Genomic DNA, 16,415 nt, shown 5'->3' on the forward strand with positions numbered 1-16,415 from the left:
AAGGCGTCAAACCTGCCATATGAAGATTGCACTTTTTAGTTTTATTACCGTATTTGCTTTTATTGCCTGTACCCAAATTGATGCCGGAGAAGCGCAAATTACCGTAAAGCAGGTTGATAGTGCACGTATACGCTCGTACGAGTTAAAAAGTGCCTTATATCAGTCCCAACACCCCGATTCAGCAGTGTACTATGCCGGTGCCGGACTAAAGCTCGCCCGCAAACTGCACGATGTTAAGGGTGAGGCACTCCTAATGAACCGCTTTGCCCGAATTAATGAACAATATGGTAATTATGGTTTAGCCATTAAATACCAGCAGGGAGCAATTAGCATTTACAAGCACCTAAATTTACAAACTGCCGCTGATGAAGGAACCATTAACCTGGCCGTTTTACAGAGCGAAGAAGGGCACGTTAAGCAGTCCCACCACTTGTTAAATACCTTATTTAAGGAGTTTCAGCAACGTAAAGATACCGCAGGCATGGTTAAGGCGCTTATTGCCATGGGGCAGGTAGCCGAACTGGCCGGTAACCCCAGGCTGGCGCTCCACTATCTTGAAAGTGCCGAAAAACTCCACGGTAGTACCGAAGTTACCGATGCGTATGTTAACATGTTGAGCAGTATTGGCCGTTTGCATAGCAGCCTTAACAATCATAAGCAGGCCATGCAATATTATGTTAAAGGTATTAATAAAAGCAAAGTTAGCGGTCACCTCAAGGGGCATGCTACCATGCTTAACCATACCGGCCGTGTGCTCGATTCGATGGGCAATAAACAACAGGCATTAGTGTACCATCAGCAAGGGTTACAACAGGCGCGTGCGTCGGGCTTGCCCGAAGAGGAGGCGCGCTCGTTGATGGGTATTGCCAGTTCGCTCAAAGTTGAAGATGCTGAGGGGAGCATTATGCACTTAAAAAATGCACTGGGCATTGCGCATTCTATCGGTCACAAACATTTGGCCGCCGAAATTTACCATAGCCTGGCCGATATTTACAGGCAGCAATCGCGCTATGCCGATGCCATGAGTGCTTTGCAGGAGCACCACCGTTTGCTGGATAGTTTGATGGATGCCAACCGTGCCCATAAAGTTAGCGTATTACAGAGCAGTTACGAACTGGCCCAGTCAAGGTTACAGGTAGAAACCCTGGAGCTTGCCAACCGCGAAAAGACATACCAGCGTAACCTGGGTATATTAGCCGCCATTGGCATATTGCTGGTTTTGGTAGTTGTGGTAGGTTATAGCCATAAAACCAAGCGCTTAAATAAAAGCCTCGAAGCCTCTAATGCGGTTAAAGACAAATTGTTCTCTATCATAGGGCATGATTTACGTAACCCCATTGGCGGCATTACTCAATTAATTGGCCTCATGCGCGAGGGTGATTTAAATGAGGAAGAACAAAAGGTTATGCTGGCCGAAATGCAGAAGCAGGGAGATGCCACGCTCGATATTTTAAATGCACTGCTTAAATGGGGCGAATCACAGTTGAAAGGGGTGGGTATTGAGCCATCGCTATTTAATCCTAAAAATTGCATCAGCAAAAATATAGAAGCCCTGCGCCACCAGGCCGCCGAAAAAGGAGTGGAGATAACCGATAAAACTATACCCCAGTTGCAGGCTTATGCCGATGTAAACCACTTTGACTTTGTAATACGCAACCTGATGTCAAACGCAATTAAATTTAGTTACGAAGGTGGTAAAGTGAATATAAATGCCGAGGTTGATGAACAAGCCAACGAAATGGTTTTCGCGGTGCAGGATTATGGTAAAGGTATTAGCGAGGAGCAGCAACAGCGCTTCCTTAAAACCAATATGGACATCGCCTACGGCACTGGCGGCGAAAAAGGTACTGGCATAGGTCTTATGCTGTCGAAGGAGTTTATACAGGCTAACCATGGCTGTATATGGCTGCAAAGTAAGGAAGGTGAGGGGACAGTATTTTATTTTAGCCTGCCGCTTAAGGCATAAAAAAGAGACATAGCAAAAGCGATGTCTCTTAGTGTGTGTTGATAAGGTTTAAGATTGAATGGGCATAAATTATATTTCTCGGGCATTAATGCCTCGTAATATAATTTATAAATATTTTTATCAGCAAGCTCATTATGTATACTATACCTGGTTTGCAAATGTGTAGATATGAATGGTAGAATGGGCTACACTTTAGTGTAGGAGTATAAAAAACCTAAAGGTATTCATCATCAAAACAAAAATCTCAAATTAGTGCTTTAAGCAAACATCTACAATAACATGATCTCATTACAAGGAAAAACAGCAATTATAACAGGAGGTGGCCGCGGTTTGGGTAAGGCTGTAGCGCTAATATTAGCACAGGAAGGCGTGAACATAGCCATAACCGGCCGCAACGAAGAAAATCTGAAAACTACGGTTGAAGAAATAAAAAAGTTTGGTGTAGCCGCCGCTTACGCCGTTTTTAATATTGAAAACGAGGCCGAGGTAAAAGCCGGTATCGATAAACTGGTAAACCAACTGGGCGGGGTTGATATACTGATCAATAATGCCGGCATAGGCCAGTTTGGTACATTGGAAGCGATGAGCGCGGCAGATTGGGAGCAGGTGATACGCGTTAACTTATTTGGCGTGTATTATGCGGCTATGGCGGTATACCCACACTTAAAAGGCGAGGGCGATATTGTGAACGTGGCATCAACCGCAGGTTTAAAAGGTGGTGCCAACATGTCGGCCTATGCCGCATCAAAAGCTGCGGTGATATCGTTGTCGCAATCCATGATGGCCGAGTGGCGTAAGCACAACATCAGGGTGATCACACTCACACCAAGCACCATAGCCAGCGATATGAGCATACAAGGCGGCCTAACCGATGGCAACCCCGACAAGGTGCTTCAACCCGAAGACTTTGCCGAATGGGTGCGCGATATGCTTAAAATGAACCGCCGTGCGCTGGTAGCTAATGGTTCGATATTGTCAACCAATCCATAATAGAATTTTTATACTACAGCAAAGCCGCCTTTAAGTAATTAACAGGCGGCTTTATTGTTGACAGGAACCGTTACTTCTTAGGGAAATTTGCATTCGCAATTACTTCTTCAATTTGTTGCGTATGGCGGTTGCTGTGTGCTGCAATAAGTAGTATGAATTGGTAAGCATCATAGGTGCCAATGGGCAAAACCGATACATGGTTGCGCAAATCAACAGGCGTATTTTTAATAAAGGCTATTAGCTTTTCGCGGTTTTTAGTAAATGAGGCCAGTGCTTCGGCTGCTGTTTTGTAAGGTGAATTGGCCGGTTGCAGGGCTTCAAAAGTTTTAGCTTTATGTGAGCGGTCTTCTACAACTTTAACCAGTTCTTCATCGGTAAATTTGATGCCTGCTCTTGCTTCGGGGTTTGCCGGTTTGGCTAACGAAGCCTCAATCATGGTCCAGAGGTTTTTTTCGGCTGCTGCAATGTGTTTCATGCATTCTTCTATACTCCATTTATCGGCAGTAGGTTTAAATTTAAGTTGCGCCTCGTTTAAATCCGCAAGCGCTTTAACGGCATCTGTTTGTGTTTGCTGCAGTAATTTGCTGGCGTAATCTTTCTCTTGTGGCGTAAGCATATGTTGCGTTGTTGTTATCGGTGATTGTTGCTGTGCATGACTTTGGTATGCATTGAGGCTTAGCAATGCAATAACGAGTAAATAGTACTTTTTCATGATTTATCTGGTTATGATAGGCTTAATGCTGTCTCTTCACGTTTATCGGGTTGGCCCTTGCCGGTGGTTATAAGGCTAATGAGGCTTTGCAGGTAAAAAGGCCAGCCGCCTGCACCTGTGCAATCTTTGTAGCATTCAGCATTTGGGGGTAAGGCCAAGGTGGGTAAAGCGCAAGTGTGTTTTGCCATCTTTTTCGCTTACATCAAAACAGATGGTTGTGCCGGTCCATTCTTTTTTGTTATGTATAAAGCTAAGGTTGCTGTCGGTAGTTAACCAAACCACTTTTTTGCCTCCAATAAGCTCCGTTATTTTATGTCGTGAGTAGTGCATATCCTTATGCTGATAAATTAATTCATCGTTTAGTTTATCGGTTGGTTCGGTCACCTTTTCCGACCACCACTCGTTTACCCTGTTAACGGCATCAAAAACCACCATTGGTGTTTGTGTTAATGTAAAGCTGGTTGTAAAACTGTTGTTGCTCATAGTATTATGGTTGTAATTGTGTTTGATCCATGCAATATTACCTACTGAATATATAATTTATGGGGTGTTATTTAGACAACTTGACGGGTTGATTTAGACATGTTGTAAATATTATATTTGCCTAAAGCCAATTGTTTATGAAACATTTAACTATCCTGGTTCCCAATGGCGAGAATAATCTCAGCAGTATTGTAGGTGCCTATAAAATATTTAGGAGGGCCAATGCTTACCGCAAAGAAGTTTTTAAGGTTGAACTGGCCGGCGTATCAAATACAGTTGATTTTCACGGAGGGTTGTTTACGGCCAGGCCGCATAAACATATAGCGCAAATCAGGAAAACCAACCTAATTATTGTACCATCGCTTAATCATAACTATCATCAAACCATTGCCAACAACACAGAAATGATAGAGTGGCTTGCCGAGCAATACAACTACGGAGCCGAAATTGCGAGTATTTGCACAGGGGCGTATTTGTCGGCTGCTGCTGGTTTGTTGGATGGGCGGAGCTGCTCAACGCATTGGTTGGCCGCGCAGGAGTTAGGGCAATTGTACCCAAACGTAAAACTAAAAACCGACAGGATAATTACCGATGAGGCCGGCATATACACCAACGGTGGAGCTTATTCATTCCTGAACCTGATACTATACCTGGTTGAAAAGTATTATGACCGTGAAACTGCCATCTATTGTGCCAAGGTGTTCCAGATAGATATTGATAGGAGTAGCCAATCGTCTTTTATAGTTTTTAAAGGTTTTAAATCGCACAGCGATGAACTGATAAAAAAGGCTCAGAATTATATTGAGAGCAGGTTACACGAAAAAATATCTATAGAACAGCTGGCAGCCGGTTTTGCCATCGGTCGCCGCAATTTCGACAGGCGGTTTATACGCGCTACCGGTAGTACACCCATTGAGTATGCTCAGCGCGTAAAAATTGAAGCCGCCAAAAAAGCCTTTGAAAACAGCGCCAAAGCTATAAACGAAGTAATGTATGAAGTTGGCTACGCCGATACCAAAGCTTTCCGGGAAGTATTCAGGAAAATTACCGGCATGTCGCCGTTGGAGTACCGTGGGAGGTATAATAAAGATGCGGTTGTGGGGTATAGATTATTTTAGAAAATAGGTGTGGATACAAAACAGCGGTTTGATTTTATTATTAGTGATTTTGCAAGGGACCTGAACCTTGATTCCAAAACGATCGACGAATTAGATTATTAAGCACTTTAAAGGCTACCAAACAAAAAAGCTCCACATTTCTGTGAAGCTTTTTGTGATCCCGCTGGGATTCGAACCCAGGACCACTACATTAAAAGTGTAATGCTCTACCAGCTGAGCTACGGAATCATTTTTTATTTTGACTTAAACTGGTGGGTTAAGCCATCTTTAATCTTACGTTGAGTTCCCTGTTTTGGAGAAAAAAGCCTCCTGATAATTATCAGGAGGCTTTTTGTGATCCCGCTGGGATTCGAACCCAGGACCACTACATTAAAAGTGTAATGCTCTACCAGCTGAGCTACGGAATCAACTCGTATCGTTTCCGATTAAAGTGGTGCAAATATAGGGTTTATTGCCATTGCCTGCAAAAGTTTTTCAAATAAATTTCAATATAAAATTAACACTTTAATAATCAGAAATTTAAAGTTGCAGTATGCCAATTTTACCCCTGTCGCCGGCAAATATAACCAGTTTGCCTTGTTTGGCTTTTTGGCATGCATTGTAGCTAATGGTGTCAAAAGGCTTCCAGTTAATGCCACCATCGGTGGTAATATTACTTCCGGACGTACCGGTAGAGATAAATGTAGCGCCCTGTAAATATATCACACACGACTGAAAACCTGCGGGTTGCTGATTCGCTAATTCCGGTTTTGAGGTTTTTTTACCCATAGGCAGGTAGCAGGCAACAGAATCGGCACGGTTGTTTTTTTCATAATTGCCGCCCACAAAAACTTCGCTACTATTACCATTTGCTACCGAAAATATACCGGCAGCAGGTTTTCCCTGTGCAAGAGGAAGGTTTAATGCATCGGCTTTTTTGCCGTTAACGGTTATTTTGCGGGCAACACTCCCCCCGGTAACCAAGGTTAGCTGCATGGTTTTGGCATTTACAGTTAAGCAGGTACCACTGGCGGCAAAGGCGGCTTCGCCATCAACAGCCGCAGGTTGAACGGCATGTTTATTCCAGTTTAGGCCACCGTCTTTGGTTTCGAGCAATAAAAATTTACCATCAATAGGGTCGCCCATTACAAAACCGTGTTGCTTGCCCGCAAAATCCATGGCATCTAAAAAGTAAGACTTATCCTCATTTTTATAAACTTCTTTCCAACTTAAACCGCCATCAACCGTTTTTAAAATCAACGCCGGTGTTCCCGAACTCATGATGATGGCTTCCTTGTCCGAAAAAGCTTCGATGTCTCTGAAATCGCTTTGTTCGTATCCTTTCAATTGTTGCCACTTCCAGGTTAACCCTCCATCGGTGCTTTGGGCTATATGCCCCTTGCTGCCACTTATCCACGCAACGTGGTCATTTACAACCGAAAGGCCTCTTATGCTGCAAGGTTTACCCTGTTCAATAAGTTTTACAGTTTGGGCTTTACTAATGCCGGCATTAATTGCAAGAAGCAGCAGAATATATACGTATCTCATTTTGTTTATTTAACCCGCGTCCATACTTCCGAGCGGCCGAGTAGCGATATGCCAATGTAGCCTCTTATTTTGAGTTTATTGCCGTCCAATGTCATTTTGCAACTGTAAGTTTTACCGTTTTTAGGATCGTAAATAGTGCCGTCTTCATAAACGTTTTCTCCATCGTGCTTAAAACCTTTTAAAATTTCTAAACCCAATAATGGGGTTGATCGCAGCGATGCATTAGGGTTTTTACTGTCTACCTTAGGCTGGCCGGTACTTTCATCATTCGGCGATTTGAGCCAAGCCAGTTTGCCAAAAAATAAATTCTCTTTCTTGTAAATCTGTATTTGCCCTTCGCCGCTTGGATTAATCCATTTGCCCAACACGGCATTGGCATTTTGAGCAAAGGTAGCGGTGCTTATTAAGCTGCAAAATAATAGCAGCATTAAAGTGATATTTTTCTTCATAAATTCATAATTGTAAACCGAAATTATAAGTAAACAGCACTATATCAAACCAATGCTAAGTTTTTTTAATTTTATTAATAGCGTTAAGCTTAAACTACTATATTTGCAGCCTCGTACTGATTTGGGGTGTTAGTGAAGGCTAATGTTCAACAAAGAAATCAGCCCAGGTGGCGAAATTGGTAAACGTTGCGGTCTCAGAAGCCGTTGAGAATTGTCTCTTGAGAGTTCGAGTCTCTCCCTGGGCACACCACTTGAAAATAATAGATAGCACTTTGGGGTGCTATTTTAATTTGTACTGTACATAAGCCCAGGTGGCGAAACTGGTAGACGCACCATCTTGAGGGGGTGGCATCCGTAAGGTTGTACGAGTTCGAATCTCGTTCTGGGCACAAACAAAATAAGCAGCTAATGAAAATTAGCTGCTTATTTTGTTTTATAATAAATCCGGGTCGGTTTTTCCAGTATTAGGCGTGGTGATTTTACTTAACGAGTAAGTAATTTCTCCATCCTGTTCGGCTCCGGCTATTAAACCTTTGTCGTATAATTTAGTTAAAACCTGTTCGGCCTGCCGGTGTAAATTTTGAGGCGCTTCTTTAGGAGCGTATTCTGTTAGTTTGGCTGCTACATCGGGAGCGGTGCCTTCGCCCAGTTGAGCTAATGCATATAAAACTTTGTCTTGCCAATCGGCATCAGCATAAAATGCATCAGGCGGAGCCACCGGCTTAAACTCTTCATTAAAAGATTGATCAGCTTTATTCATAATGAATATACAACATACGCTATTGGGTTTTTGTTTGACGCATTTGTCATTGCATAATATTGAAAATCAGTACAATAACTGGATTTAATTGAGTATATGCATGAATTGCTTTATAATTGTAGCATGATCAAAGCATATCAACTCTACACCGGTGCCGACGGGCACTCATACTTTAAAACCGGGAATGTATCAGAAGCCGTAATAACCCGTGCCGAGTCTATCCGTTTCCAGGAATCGCCTGAAGGTTCGGTTTATGATTGGCATCCGGCACCTACTATGCAGTTTGTTATCAACCTGAGGGGAACATTGGAGTTTACTACATTTAAAGGAGAGTTTTTTATTTTGAAGCCGGGAGAAGTGCTGATTGCCCAGGACACCACAGGCAGCGGTCATAAATGGCGTTTATTGGGTACCGATCCATGGCAACGTGCGTATGTGGTATTTGACCAAACCACCGATATAAACTTTATTGCCGAAGAAGTAGCCGATGTTTAAGATTGGCGATTGGTTTTAAAGTGATGCTGATAATACCACTCCATGATATAAGCGCCATCTTCCCATGTAAGTTTACCGTCGGCTGCAAATTGCGCTATAAGTACTGATAAGTTATGCAGATAGGCACTTTTAAGGTTTCCGGTTAATGCTTGTAAATTTTTGATAGCACATGCTGTAATTTGTTCGGGGTTACTGCTATCGGCACATTCATTAGCCAATTTTAACTGTAATAAAATTTGAGGGACTTTGGCGCGTAAAATAGCTTTTATCTTGTCATCAATATCGCCGGGTATAATTACCGTTAAAATATCTGCGACCGGCGAATCAATAAACTTTTTAATATTTTCGGTAATTGTAACCCCAATGTTGATTGCTGATTTTAGATCGGCAGGGATACTGTTAAATAAAGACTGGATAGCTTTCCATATTTTCTTTAGCCAATTTTTTAAGCTCATAAATTTCTATTGTTTTTAAATGATTGGTAAGTTTTAGTGAGGTACAAAATAGTTTTAACCAGCATGGATAGTGCGGATAGGCAGGCTACCAGGCAACCTGCACATGTTGATACCGTACCGATGAGTTTGAGTAATTCATCTGTTTGCATGGGTACCTTTACCGCAATTAAATAACTACTTAAAGCTGATAAAATGCCAAGCTCCGGCTTGTAATTGAGGTAATTGTATACGTAAGTTATTACTTCTCTCATGAGTCATATTTTTTGAGATTGTATTTATTAATTATGGCGATAAGTTTATTGGGATAGGAAGGGTCGGTTGCGTAGCCTGCTTTCAAAAATGCCCAGGCTTGCTCTTCGGACGTTTTGGCTGTAAATACACCGTGGGTAGTGTAACGTTTGTTTACCTGTAAAAATCGGACGCGGTCGGTAAAACCATCTTCAATAGAGTTATATGAACGGAAATATTGAGGAGCTTTTACAGGTTTTCCGTTTACATATTCTGTGGTATCATATAAAACCTTCTTGCCTTTCCAACCGGAACCAGCCTTTATGCCGAAATAGTTGTAGTGCATGGATGATAGTTTTGACTTACCTGAATTACTTTCCAGTATGGCTTGCGCAAGCATTAAGGATGGAAATAGCTTTGTATTTAAACATGCTGATACAGCCATGCCTTGTACGTGTAGTACAAAATCAGTAATTGTGTTCATGAAATTTTAATGAGAAGATGTTGAACAAGTAAGGGCAGTATTTAATAAGAAAGGTTGAAAATATTTTTTTAACCCTTATACCACCTAAAGTGAACTATTTTTTGTGCCACTCCCCTTTGATCTGTGGTGTAAGCTAAACTTAGCCCTTTAAAACCTATGCCTTGTTCAATAAACTGTTGCCGGTTTGAAGCTATTGATAATCCTTTAAATCCTATGGCTTGTTCTATTTTTTCGGCAGGTTTTATACAAATACTAATGCTGCTAAACATATTGATTGGTTAAAGTAACTCTTATTTGAACCCATTTTGCGTTAACAGGACTTGGGCTGGCATTTTTATTGAATAATGAGCTGCCGTTACCAATCCCGGCACTATCAAAAAGTGGCTGTACATTCCATTCAAAGCTTATAAATGTACCTGCAGATACTAATGGTGTACTTATCCAGTCGGTATTGGTAGTTGCATTAGGTTTGGCGTCGGCATCTGTCCAGCGCATTTCGTAACTAAGCCTGTCTGGGTTACCCGCGCCGGTTGAGTTATTACCAGCATATACAGCAGAATCGGGAACATTGTTATTGGAGGTGGAGCCTCCTGACGTACTTTTGTTAAAGAGCAAAAAGCCATTATAATTTATACTTTGTATCTGAACCGGATTAGCAGCCGCCAGTATAGGGGCTGAAGTTATCTGTCCCCATACTTTACCAGGAGCCAAAACCAAATCTGTGCCGGAAAAAACAAGGTCAGGGGTATTGTTTGAATTACTTATAATAGCATCGTTATCGGGTTTCCATTCGGATGAGGTATCTGTGGCCAATGCTGTAGCTAACAATGTTCCACCAATATTATCCACCCCATTTTGTGCTGCACCTAAATGAAGACTTTCGGGCAAAAGAGTAAAATCCAATTTTGCAGCATTGTTAAAAAGAGGGGGAGCACTGAAAGAGTTTAAAAAGTATCCTGGATTATCTGCTTTAAACGTAGAAAGTGATTTATAAGTCCCTGTTGACAGAACTCTTACCATACCCATGATGTTGTTATAATCAATGTTAGCCGCCGTAACCTGATTCAAAGACTGGAGTGTGATACGAGAGTTAGAGTTGAAGTAAGAGTTTGTAAAAAATGAGTTATTACCTGATAAATTAACATCGATAAATAGACAGTAGTTATATTGAAATATAGCGGTTTGATTTATAATTGATATAAATTTGCATCGGGTCGCAATCGATGATAAAGCTAATATCAATTGATTTGATATATTATAAAATACACAATCAGACAGACCTCCATTTAAACTAATTGTTCCATAGTCTTTTAATGTTAAATTATTTAATGTTATCCCCTGCGTTGCATTAAAACTAAATGTACTAGCACCTGTACCTTTAAAAACGACATTACCATCACCGACCATGGTTGAACCCATGGCTATATTGGGGGTTCCTGATACACCTTCCTCATAGGTGCCTGTGCCAATGATGATTTTAACAACAGTTGGGCTTTGTAAAGCAACTATTGCAGCTCTTACACCTGAATAGGTAAGTTTGGGTGTATCTGGAGTTAAGCCGTCATTTGCGTCGTTACCTGCTTTACTTATATAGTAGTTGATGCCATTTGTTGTGGCGGGTACCCTGAAATTATTAGCCATGTTTATTGTAATTTTATGTAAACGGATGCGGTTGTCGTAGTTTGACTTGCATAGTCAATTCGCCATCTAATCCAGCCGACTGGAATTGAAAGAGAACCATTGTAAGGCAGATTTATAACAGAATAAGTTGAACCACCATTGGTACTGTACCTCAGTACCGAAGTCCCATCTCCGATGATAGAGTTAATCGTAACTGTATTTTCAAAATAATCTTTATATTCCCTTACTGGTTGGGTAAAGCTTAGTGTAAAGGCTTTCAAAACACTGTCGAGTTTGGCCTTTTGTGCATTGGTAAATGCATTGGTATTACTGTTACTCTCGTATGCTGCTTTTATTTGAGGTGGGCTTGTTGCTGCATCGGTCAACGTTCGCACGGCTAACTCACTTGGATATCGTGTATTATCCGCATTTGCTAAATCTCGTATACTGTTAGTTTTGTTAGCATTATCTTCTTTGCCTGATATGTTTACATCGGTTTGTAGTAATACTAAATCATTATTGGCTGTTCCGCCTCTAAACCAGAATAAACTGATGCTTGTGCCATTGGCAATTATACATTGTAAGCCTTGGTATCTTAGCGCTGGTTTTATTAAGTCTAAAGCCTCGGCAATATTGGTAAATGGAATAGTAGTCGTTCCGTCATATTTGCCATACCGCATATCAGAAGCTACCGGATTGGTTGGATCGTATGGTTTTGCGAACTGGAAGCCCGCCGGTTGATTTGCCATTTTATGATAAGGTTAATTCGTGGGTATGGGCTTCGCCGTAGGCAACCGCCTGTTCGTATACATATACATCGTAGGTAACATCGCCGGTGCCACCATTTTTAATGCTCATGGTTATTTTACCTGACTGGTATATTGATTTTACATCGCCGTTGGTTTGTACATCTTTAGCTGTAGTTAATGTTTTGCTATTACCGATACGTGTGGCTACGAAAAATTTACGATGAGTTGTGCCGGTATTAAGCGAAATAGGCATATTACCGTTTTCCCAGATGAAGCTAATGCTTCCTCCGCCCGATATACCTCTTAGTAAATCACTGGTGAGTTCTAACCCGCTTGGAATAGCACCATAAAATATTTTGTAACGAGGTGTAATGGTAGAAGATGCACTTTTTATACCTGCAGGTATGCGTCCAACAGGGTCGGGCTGGTTCAATTCATTATTTTTAATGGGGCCTTGCAGGTAGTTATAAGTAGCCTGATATACAATAGATGAATTGATGATAGTATATCCATTGTCTGCAGTTTGTTCTGTAGTCCCAATTTCATTTGTAGCTCCGTTACCCACTTTTTTGGTAATACTTAAAGCTGTTGCATTACCCGCATCGTTTTTTGTAAATGTTGTCGATGCTGTAAAATCAAGCACCTGCCCAACCTCAATTGTACTGGTAGGTTGATTGGTTGATGTTCCTGCCAGCTTTGCGGTAACTGTAAGGCTGGTTAATGGGGCAATGTAGTTAGGATGGGCAACGTTTGTGTAAGCCTCTTTATACTGGTAATAAGCACTTTCAGCAGCCGGAACCTGCTCACCGTTACTATACTTTCCGAAAGGAACAGAACCATAAACCGTCCACGAAGGGACGCTTAAATCAACATCTTCCGCAATTTCTAATACCTCATTTATAGCCGATACCAAATCGGTTTTAGTTTCAGTTTTTAAGATTGACAGGTTGCCCAGGTAATCAATTTCCTGTGTCATTTCTTTACCTGCACCCCAATTACCGGCTGTTTTAGGGCCGAAGATTTGCCACGTGGTCGTATTGATATAAAAATCGCCGTCGGTGCCTGTGTTGGTGTTTGATGGGTTTATGGTGCCGTTAAGCACGCTTTTGCCATTAAATCCGGGTATGCCTTGGTCTCCTTTTGGACCAGGCCCACCGGGTGGACCGCTTTGCATGGTAAATACTTTTTGCCAGCTGCTGCTTTGTTTTTGATAAAATTCACCCGTTACCGTGTGGATGTAAGTATCATTAATTTGACCAGTGGCCGCAGTTGGTGTAATAATACCGTAAAGTATGGCACCACCTGTCGATGTTTCATTTACCGGGATGCTGTATGCCAATGCCCAGCCGCCGTTCCTTTTCTGGTAAAATGAACCGTTAGTTGCATTAATAGCTACATCGTTGTTTTTACCTGTAGTATCTTGTGGTAAGGCGCTAATAAAAGTTACACTATTGCCGGTCGAAATGTTGTTGGAAAGGTAGGTGATTAGCTTCGAAAACGCGTATTGATAATCGGTTCCGTTACGCACTAAAACGCTCACATCATCGCCGGTAATGGACTGGGTTATTTCGAGTTCGCTTATTTTTTTATCGGGCATAATTAAAACAGGTTATCATATACTGAATAGTTGTCAATTTCGGGAACACCAGTGGGTGAATTAAAACTGGTACGGTCAATCCCCCTTATACGCGGGCCCGCCTGGCGCGAACTTTTATTCTTTTCATTATAGCGCCACAACGGGTAATCAGCATGGTTATCTAACAAGAATTTCTCCACCTCATTAGCGTGGGCATTAGCTACGCTGCGTTGCTGTTGTACCAGTTTAACCTGGTCTTGGGTGCTTACGGCCTGGGCATTGTCGTACTGCTTAACTACCGGACCGGTTGCCGTATAATGCACGCCATTGCCTTCAATAAAGCGGGCAAAGGTGAAGTAAACCAATGTTGGAGCAATGCCCTCATAAGCAATTGTATTACCATGATCGTCGGTATAATCGCCACCGTTAAACAGCTTTTTGTATACCTGTGGCGCGTCGGTCTTTATCTGGCCATCGGAATCAAAGTATTTTAACAATTGGAAATACAACGGATAGCCTAAGAATGGCTTCAGGTCGAGCTCTTGTGCTTTTTTAATAAATACCTGTAAGCGCTCGGGTTTTATGTTGATGGAAATGTCCTCAAATTGCTGAAAGGTTTCAGCAGTGATCAGTAAGGAAGTCATGATGAATTAAGATTAATGGAGTTGATAAATGAACCGGGCAGCAATTTTATTCACCGACCATGGCCCTTGCTTCGGCTTGTTTAAAGCCATAGGCGTAAATGAGTATGGCAACTTTGTTTTCGGTTGGAAGGGTAGACATTAGCACCTGGTTTATGCTGCTGCCCGATTTCATTCCGGCGCTGTCATCGGCTACGTTGCCGGGTACTGGTAGTATGTTCCAGTTGCCCGATGGGTTGATTTGCTGATAGAAGTTACCGAATAGCTCTGCAAATACCTCGCTCAGTTCATTCCTATCGGGAGCGGTGTTATCATTAAATTCACGTATAGCTTCCTTTTTTTCGCCACCGTTGCTTAAGCCCGATGCTTTTTCGGCGTTGATCAACTCTTTGGGTACCGAAAAACCTTTGATGATCCGTGCCTCAACCGACCGTTCGGTGGTTTCAAAAAGCTTGTCGTTATTTTGAATGGCATAGGGCTTAAACTCAGGTTTTGATGCTTCATCCTCATACTCTATCACAATGATTTTTTGAGCACTTTTGGTTCCCTGAAAGCTGCCCAGGTCTTTTTCAAACTGAGAAGGTGTGTTGATACTACCTGTTGAACCTGTATTGGGCGCACTGTTATCGGCCTCCTCGCGGCGCGATTGCATGAAGAGCATCGTCGACGGTAAAAAGCCGGTGGTTACCTCGCGGTTATTAAAAGTTTTAATACCGGCTTCCGTTTCAAAATCTTCCCAAACACTATCAGCTTCAATCAATGGGTAATCGTCAACCTCGGGGTTAAAGTAGTAAAGCTGGCCTTTGTAGTTTTCCCAGCCACCGGCAATTAAAACCTGTTCATCAATTACGGCAGGGTCGGGGTTGTAGGGGTCGATGAATACAATCTTCGACCGCATAATGTGTTTCCAGCTTTTGCGGCTCCAATCATTGTATATGGCATATTTACCGGCAGTTTCTGCATTATCGGTATCGCCCATGCGTATGTCTTCAAACTTTACGTAATGGGCCGATGCCACCTGGCAGTTGGCATTGTAATTTATGTGGATGCCAAAACCGTTAAACAGGGCCTTATCGGTAGCTACCGCCTTGAGTAGTTTAGTTAGGGTGAGCCCTTTGTTGTTGATGATTTGCTTACCCAGTTCTTTATCTTCAAAACCATTGCCGCCTATAAATTTGGCGCGCTTGTTCCAGCAATCTTTAGCCGTTGGGGAGGCGGCCACCAGTTCGAGCATACGTTGCGGATAGGCATTATCGGTGTCGTAATTAAGTATGCCGAAGGTTTGGTTGGGCCGCACCTTTATGCGGCGTTCTATTTGAGGTAAATAGGATTTCATTTAAATTAAGTTGTAGGTTGGTGTTGCAGGTTAAGTGCAGGCATATAGGTGATGAGGAATAGGTTAGCTGTGCAGCCTGCAACACGCAACCTGCAACTGTTTATTCAGCGTCTTCGGTTAACTCGTTTAGGGCGGTTAAGGTGCTGGTGTAGCTGGCCGTGCCCGATTGTGGTGCAATAAATACAGCACGTGGCGGATAGGGTTCGCGCAATTTATCTGGGTTGGTTAATTTAAGTTTGTAACCGCCTTCCATACCTTCATCGGCAGCATTGCGTTCGGCTTCGGTAAGGATGAGGCCGTTTACGGCGCCAAACAGTTCTACGGCCGAATTGCTGTCTTTGTAGTTATTAATAACCACGGCTTTTACCCTGCCGTAACCCATGGCACGTAACTGGGCTTTAATTTCAACCGACAGACCGGCAATGTTAAAATCAATTTCTTCGGTATAACGCGGACCAACCTGGGTTTTGGCCAGTTTTGACATGGCATTAAAACTGTTATTGGTGCCTTCAAATTTGTACAGCTTGCCACCATTAACAGGGATGAGTTTTTCGATGGTTAAGGGATTAGTGGTGCTGTATTGGATGGTCATGTCATCCTCGTTAAAGATGTAGATCACATCTTCGATACCCGAAGTAACGGGCGATGCGGCGGCGAGGCTAAAGCCTTCGGTAATTTTGCTAAAGATTGTTGGCATATTTTAAAATGAATGTGTAAGTGAGCGTGATAATGTGCAGATATGCAAATGCCCGGATGCCTTGATGGGAGATAAGGCTTAGATGATGGTAGATGGTTGAGCAAACCGTGCATCGGCATATCTGCTCAT

19 protein-coding genes and 4 tRNA genes are annotated in these 16,415 nt (G+C 42.3%); 6 read left to right on the forward strand and 17 right to left on the reverse strand.

The window, feature by feature from the left end; translation table 11 throughout:
- The first annotated feature begins 19 nt into the window (after nucleotides 1-19).
- The gene (locus QE417_RS20645; protein WP_311953173.1) at nucleotides 20-1,966 is read left to right on the forward strand and encodes a tetratricopeptide repeat-containing sensor histidine kinase; all 1,947 of its coding nucleotides are present in this window, start codon (nucleotides 20-22) and stop codon (nucleotides 1,964-1,966) included.
- Between the two features lie 279 nt (nucleotides 1,967-2,245).
- Entirely contained in the window at nucleotides 2,246-2,956 is a 711-nt protein-coding gene (locus tag QE417_RS20650) for a 3-ketoacyl-ACP reductase (protein ID WP_311953175.1), read from the forward strand.
- A 70-nt stretch (nucleotides 2,957-3,026) separates the two neighbouring features.
- Here the strand turns inward: QE417_RS20650 and QE417_RS20655 are convergent, their stop codons facing one another.
- Both QE417_RS20655 and QE417_RS20660 read right to left on the reverse strand, forming a co-directional pair.
- Nucleotides 3,027-3,668: a DinB family protein gene (locus tag QE417_RS20655; RefSeq protein ID WP_311953177.1), complete on the reverse strand. Its 642-nt coding sequence runs from the start codon at nucleotides 3,666-3,668 to the stop codon at nucleotides 3,027-3,029.
- Nucleotides 3,669-3,803: 135 nt separating this feature from the next.
- Nucleotides 3,804-4,151: an SRPBCC domain-containing protein gene (locus tag QE417_RS20660; protein ID WP_311953180.1), complete on the reverse strand. Its 348-nt coding sequence runs from the start codon at nucleotides 4,149-4,151 to the stop codon at nucleotides 3,804-3,806.
- A gap of 137 nt (nucleotides 4,152-4,288) precedes the next feature.
- Between QE417_RS20660 and QE417_RS20665 the strand changes: the two genes are divergently transcribed.
- The gene (locus QE417_RS20665) at nucleotides 4,289-5,269 is read left to right on the forward strand and encodes a GlxA family transcriptional regulator (RefSeq protein WP_311953181.1); all 981 of its coding nucleotides are present in this window, start codon (nucleotides 4,289-4,291) and stop codon (nucleotides 5,267-5,269) included.
- Between the two features lie 155 nt (nucleotides 5,270-5,424).
- Here QE417_RS20665 and QE417_RS20670 read toward each other — a convergent pair.
- The 4 genes from QE417_RS20670 to QE417_RS20685 form a co-directional block, all read right to left on the reverse strand.
- Nucleotides 5,425-5,497 (reverse strand) — tRNA-Lys (locus tag QE417_RS20670).
- A 106-nt stretch (nucleotides 5,498-5,603) separates the two neighbouring features.
- Nucleotides 5,604-5,676, reverse strand: a tRNA-Lys gene (locus QE417_RS20675).
- A 112-nt stretch (nucleotides 5,677-5,788) separates the two neighbouring features.
- The gene (locus tag QE417_RS20680; RefSeq protein WP_311953185.1) at nucleotides 5,789-6,796 is read right to left on the reverse strand and encodes a WD40/YVTN/BNR-like repeat-containing protein; all 1,008 of its coding nucleotides are present in this window, start codon (nucleotides 6,794-6,796) and stop codon (nucleotides 5,789-5,791) included.
- Between the two features lie 5 nt (nucleotides 6,797-6,801).
- Nucleotides 6,802-7,245 (reverse strand): DUF2147 domain-containing protein, encoded by a 444-nt coding sequence (locus tag QE417_RS20685; protein WP_311953187.1) that lies wholly within the window; start codon nucleotides 7,243-7,245, stop codon nucleotides 6,802-6,804.
- Nucleotides 7,246-7,406: 161 nt separating this feature from the next.
- Here QE417_RS20685 and QE417_RS20690 point away from each other — a divergent pair.
- Both QE417_RS20690 and QE417_RS20695 read left to right on the forward strand, forming a co-directional pair.
- Nucleotides 7,407-7,490 (forward strand) — tRNA-Leu (locus tag QE417_RS20690).
- A 60-nt stretch (nucleotides 7,491-7,550) separates the two neighbouring features.
- Nucleotides 7,551-7,634, forward strand: a tRNA-Leu gene (locus tag QE417_RS20695).
- Between the two features lie 44 nt (nucleotides 7,635-7,678).
- On the opposite strand, the gene QE417_RS20700 is transcribed toward QE417_RS20695, so the two are convergent.
- On the reverse strand, nucleotides 7,679-8,005 hold the full coding sequence (locus tag QE417_RS20700; protein WP_311953190.1) for a hypothetical protein: 327 nt from the start codon (nucleotides 8,003-8,005) through the stop codon (nucleotides 7,679-7,681).
- A gap of 123 nt (nucleotides 8,006-8,128) precedes the next feature.
- Between QE417_RS20700 and QE417_RS20705 the strand changes: the two genes are divergently transcribed.
- The gene (locus tag QE417_RS20705; protein ID WP_311953192.1) at nucleotides 8,129-8,500 is read left to right on the forward strand and encodes a hypothetical protein; all 372 of its coding nucleotides are present in this window, start codon (nucleotides 8,129-8,131) and stop codon (nucleotides 8,498-8,500) included.
- Here QE417_RS20705 and QE417_RS20710 read toward each other — a convergent pair.
- The 10 genes from QE417_RS20710 to QE417_RS20755 form a co-directional block, all read right to left on the reverse strand.
- Nucleotides 8,497-8,955 (reverse strand): hypothetical protein, encoded by a 459-nt coding sequence (locus QE417_RS20710; RefSeq protein WP_311953195.1) that lies wholly within the window; start codon nucleotides 8,953-8,955, stop codon nucleotides 8,497-8,499. The genes QE417_RS20705 and QE417_RS20710 overlap by 4 nt on opposite strands.
- Nucleotides 8,952-9,206, reverse strand: a complete 255-nt coding sequence (locus QE417_RS20715; RefSeq protein ID WP_311953197.1) for a hypothetical protein — start codon at nucleotides 9,204-9,206, stop codon at nucleotides 8,952-8,954. Before QE417_RS20715 ends, QE417_RS20710 begins: the two co-directional genes overlap by 4 nt.
- A complete protein-coding gene (locus tag QE417_RS20720; RefSeq protein WP_311953199.1) occupies nucleotides 9,203-9,667 on the reverse strand; it encodes a glycoside hydrolase family 73 protein in 465 nt (154 codons plus the stop codon). Before QE417_RS20720 ends, QE417_RS20715 begins: the two co-directional genes overlap by 4 nt.
- A 68-nt stretch (nucleotides 9,668-9,735) precedes the next feature.
- A complete protein-coding gene (locus QE417_RS20725) occupies nucleotides 9,736-9,936 on the reverse strand; it encodes a hypothetical protein (RefSeq protein WP_311953202.1) in 201 nt (66 codons plus the stop codon).
- The gene (locus tag QE417_RS20730; RefSeq protein ID WP_311953203.1) at nucleotides 9,929-11,308 is read right to left on the reverse strand and encodes a hypothetical protein; all 1,380 of its coding nucleotides are present in this window, start codon (nucleotides 11,306-11,308) and stop codon (nucleotides 9,929-9,931) included. The genes QE417_RS20725 and QE417_RS20730 overlap by 8 nt, the downstream gene beginning before the upstream one ends.
- A gap of 2 nt (nucleotides 11,309-11,310) precedes the next feature.
- Nucleotides 11,311-12,036, reverse strand: a complete 726-nt coding sequence (locus QE417_RS20735; RefSeq protein ID WP_311953205.1) for a hypothetical protein — start codon at nucleotides 12,034-12,036, stop codon at nucleotides 11,311-11,313.
- 1 nt (nucleotide 12,037) lies between these two features.
- On the reverse strand, nucleotides 12,038-13,633 hold the full coding sequence (locus QE417_RS20740) for a hypothetical protein (RefSeq protein ID WP_311953207.1): 1,596 nt from the start codon (nucleotides 13,631-13,633) through the stop codon (nucleotides 12,038-12,040).
- A 2-nt stretch (nucleotides 13,634-13,635) separates the two neighbouring features.
- Nucleotides 13,636-14,256 carry a DUF6712 family protein gene (locus QE417_RS20745; protein WP_311953210.1) on the reverse strand — a complete coding sequence of 207 codons (621 nt, stop codon included), beginning with the start codon at nucleotides 14,254-14,256 and terminating at the stop codon, nucleotides 13,636-13,638.
- A 46-nt stretch (nucleotides 14,257-14,302) separates the two neighbouring features.
- Nucleotides 14,303-15,589 (reverse strand): hypothetical protein, encoded by a 1,287-nt coding sequence (locus tag QE417_RS20750; protein WP_311953212.1) that lies wholly within the window; start codon nucleotides 15,587-15,589, stop codon nucleotides 14,303-14,305.
- Between the two features lie 100 nt (nucleotides 15,590-15,689).
- A complete protein-coding gene (locus QE417_RS20755) occupies nucleotides 15,690-16,286 on the reverse strand; it encodes a hypothetical protein (RefSeq protein WP_311953214.1) in 597 nt (198 codons plus the stop codon).
- Nucleotides 16,287-16,415: the final 129 nt, after the last annotated feature.

It is taken from the genome of Mucilaginibacter terrae, assembly GCF_031951985.1.
Taxonomy (GTDB): Bacteria; Bacteroidota; Bacteroidia; order Sphingobacteriales; family Sphingobacteriaceae; genus Mucilaginibacter; species Mucilaginibacter terrae_A.

Excerpts from the sequence above, each read along its gene's own strand:
- QE417_RS20650 (WP_311953175.1), top strand. The coding sequence starts at position 2,246 with ATGATCTCATTACAAGGAAAAACAGCAATTATAACAGGAGGTGGCCGC.
- QE417_RS20725 (WP_311953202.1), bottom strand. The coding sequence starts at position 9,936 with ATGTTTAGCAGCATTAGTATTTGTATAAAACCTGCCGAAAAAATAGAA.
- QE417_RS20710 (WP_311953195.1), bottom strand. The coding sequence starts at position 8,955 with ATGAGCTTAAAAAATTGGCTAAAGAAAATATGGAAAGCTATCCAGTCT.
- QE417_RS20755 (WP_311953214.1), bottom strand. The coding sequence starts at position 16,286 with ATGCCAACAATCTTTAGCAAAATTACCGAAGGCTTTAGCCTCGCCGCC.
- QE417_RS20715 (WP_311953197.1), bottom strand. The coding sequence starts at position 9,206 with ATGAGAGAAGTAATAACTTACGTATACAATTACCTCAATTACAAGCCG.
- QE417_RS20700 (WP_311953190.1), bottom strand. The coding sequence starts at position 8,005 with ATGAATAAAGCTGATCAATCTTTTAATGAAGAGTTTAAGCCGGTGGCT.
- QE417_RS20655 (WP_311953177.1), bottom strand. The coding sequence starts at position 3,668 with ATGAAAAAGTACTATTTACTCGTTATTGCATTGCTAAGCCTCAATGCA.
- QE417_RS20750 (WP_311953212.1), bottom strand. The coding sequence starts at position 15,589 with ATGAAATCCTATTTACCTCAAATAGAACGCCGCATAAAGGTGCGGCCC.
- QE417_RS20735 (WP_311953205.1), bottom strand. The coding sequence starts at position 12,036 with ATGGCAAATCAACCGGCGGGCTTCCAGTTCGCAAAACCATACGATCCA.
- QE417_RS20645 (WP_311953173.1), top strand. The coding sequence starts at position 20 with ATGAAGATTGCACTTTTTAGTTTTATTACCGTATTTGCTTTTATTGCC.
- QE417_RS20665 (WP_311953181.1), top strand. The coding sequence starts at position 4,289 with ATGAAACATTTAACTATCCTGGTTCCCAATGGCGAGAATAATCTCAGC.
- QE417_RS20720 (WP_311953199.1), bottom strand. The coding sequence starts at position 9,667 with ATGAACACAATTACTGATTTTGTACTACACGTACAAGGCATGGCTGTA.
- QE417_RS20745 (WP_311953210.1), bottom strand. The coding sequence starts at position 14,256 with ATGACTTCCTTACTGATCACTGCTGAAACCTTTCAGCAATTTGAGGAC.
- QE417_RS20660 (WP_311953180.1), bottom strand. The coding sequence starts at position 4,151 with ATGAGCAACAACAGTTTTACAACCAGCTTTACATTAACACAAACACCA.
- QE417_RS20730 (WP_311953203.1), bottom strand. The coding sequence starts at position 11,308 with ATGGCTAATAATTTCAGGGTACCCGCCACAACAAATGGCATCAACTAC.
- QE417_RS20705 (WP_311953192.1), top strand. The coding sequence starts at position 8,129 with ATGATCAAAGCATATCAACTCTACACCGGTGCCGACGGGCACTCATAC.
- QE417_RS20740 (WP_311953207.1), bottom strand. The coding sequence starts at position 13,633 with ATGCCCGATAAAAAAATAAGCGAACTCGAAATAACCCAGTCCATTACC.
- QE417_RS20685 (WP_311953187.1), bottom strand. The coding sequence starts at position 7,245 with ATGAAGAAAAATATCACTTTAATGCTGCTATTATTTTGCAGCTTAATA.
- QE417_RS20680 (WP_311953185.1), bottom strand. The coding sequence starts at position 6,796 with ATGAGATACGTATATATTCTGCTGCTTCTTGCAATTAATGCCGGCATT.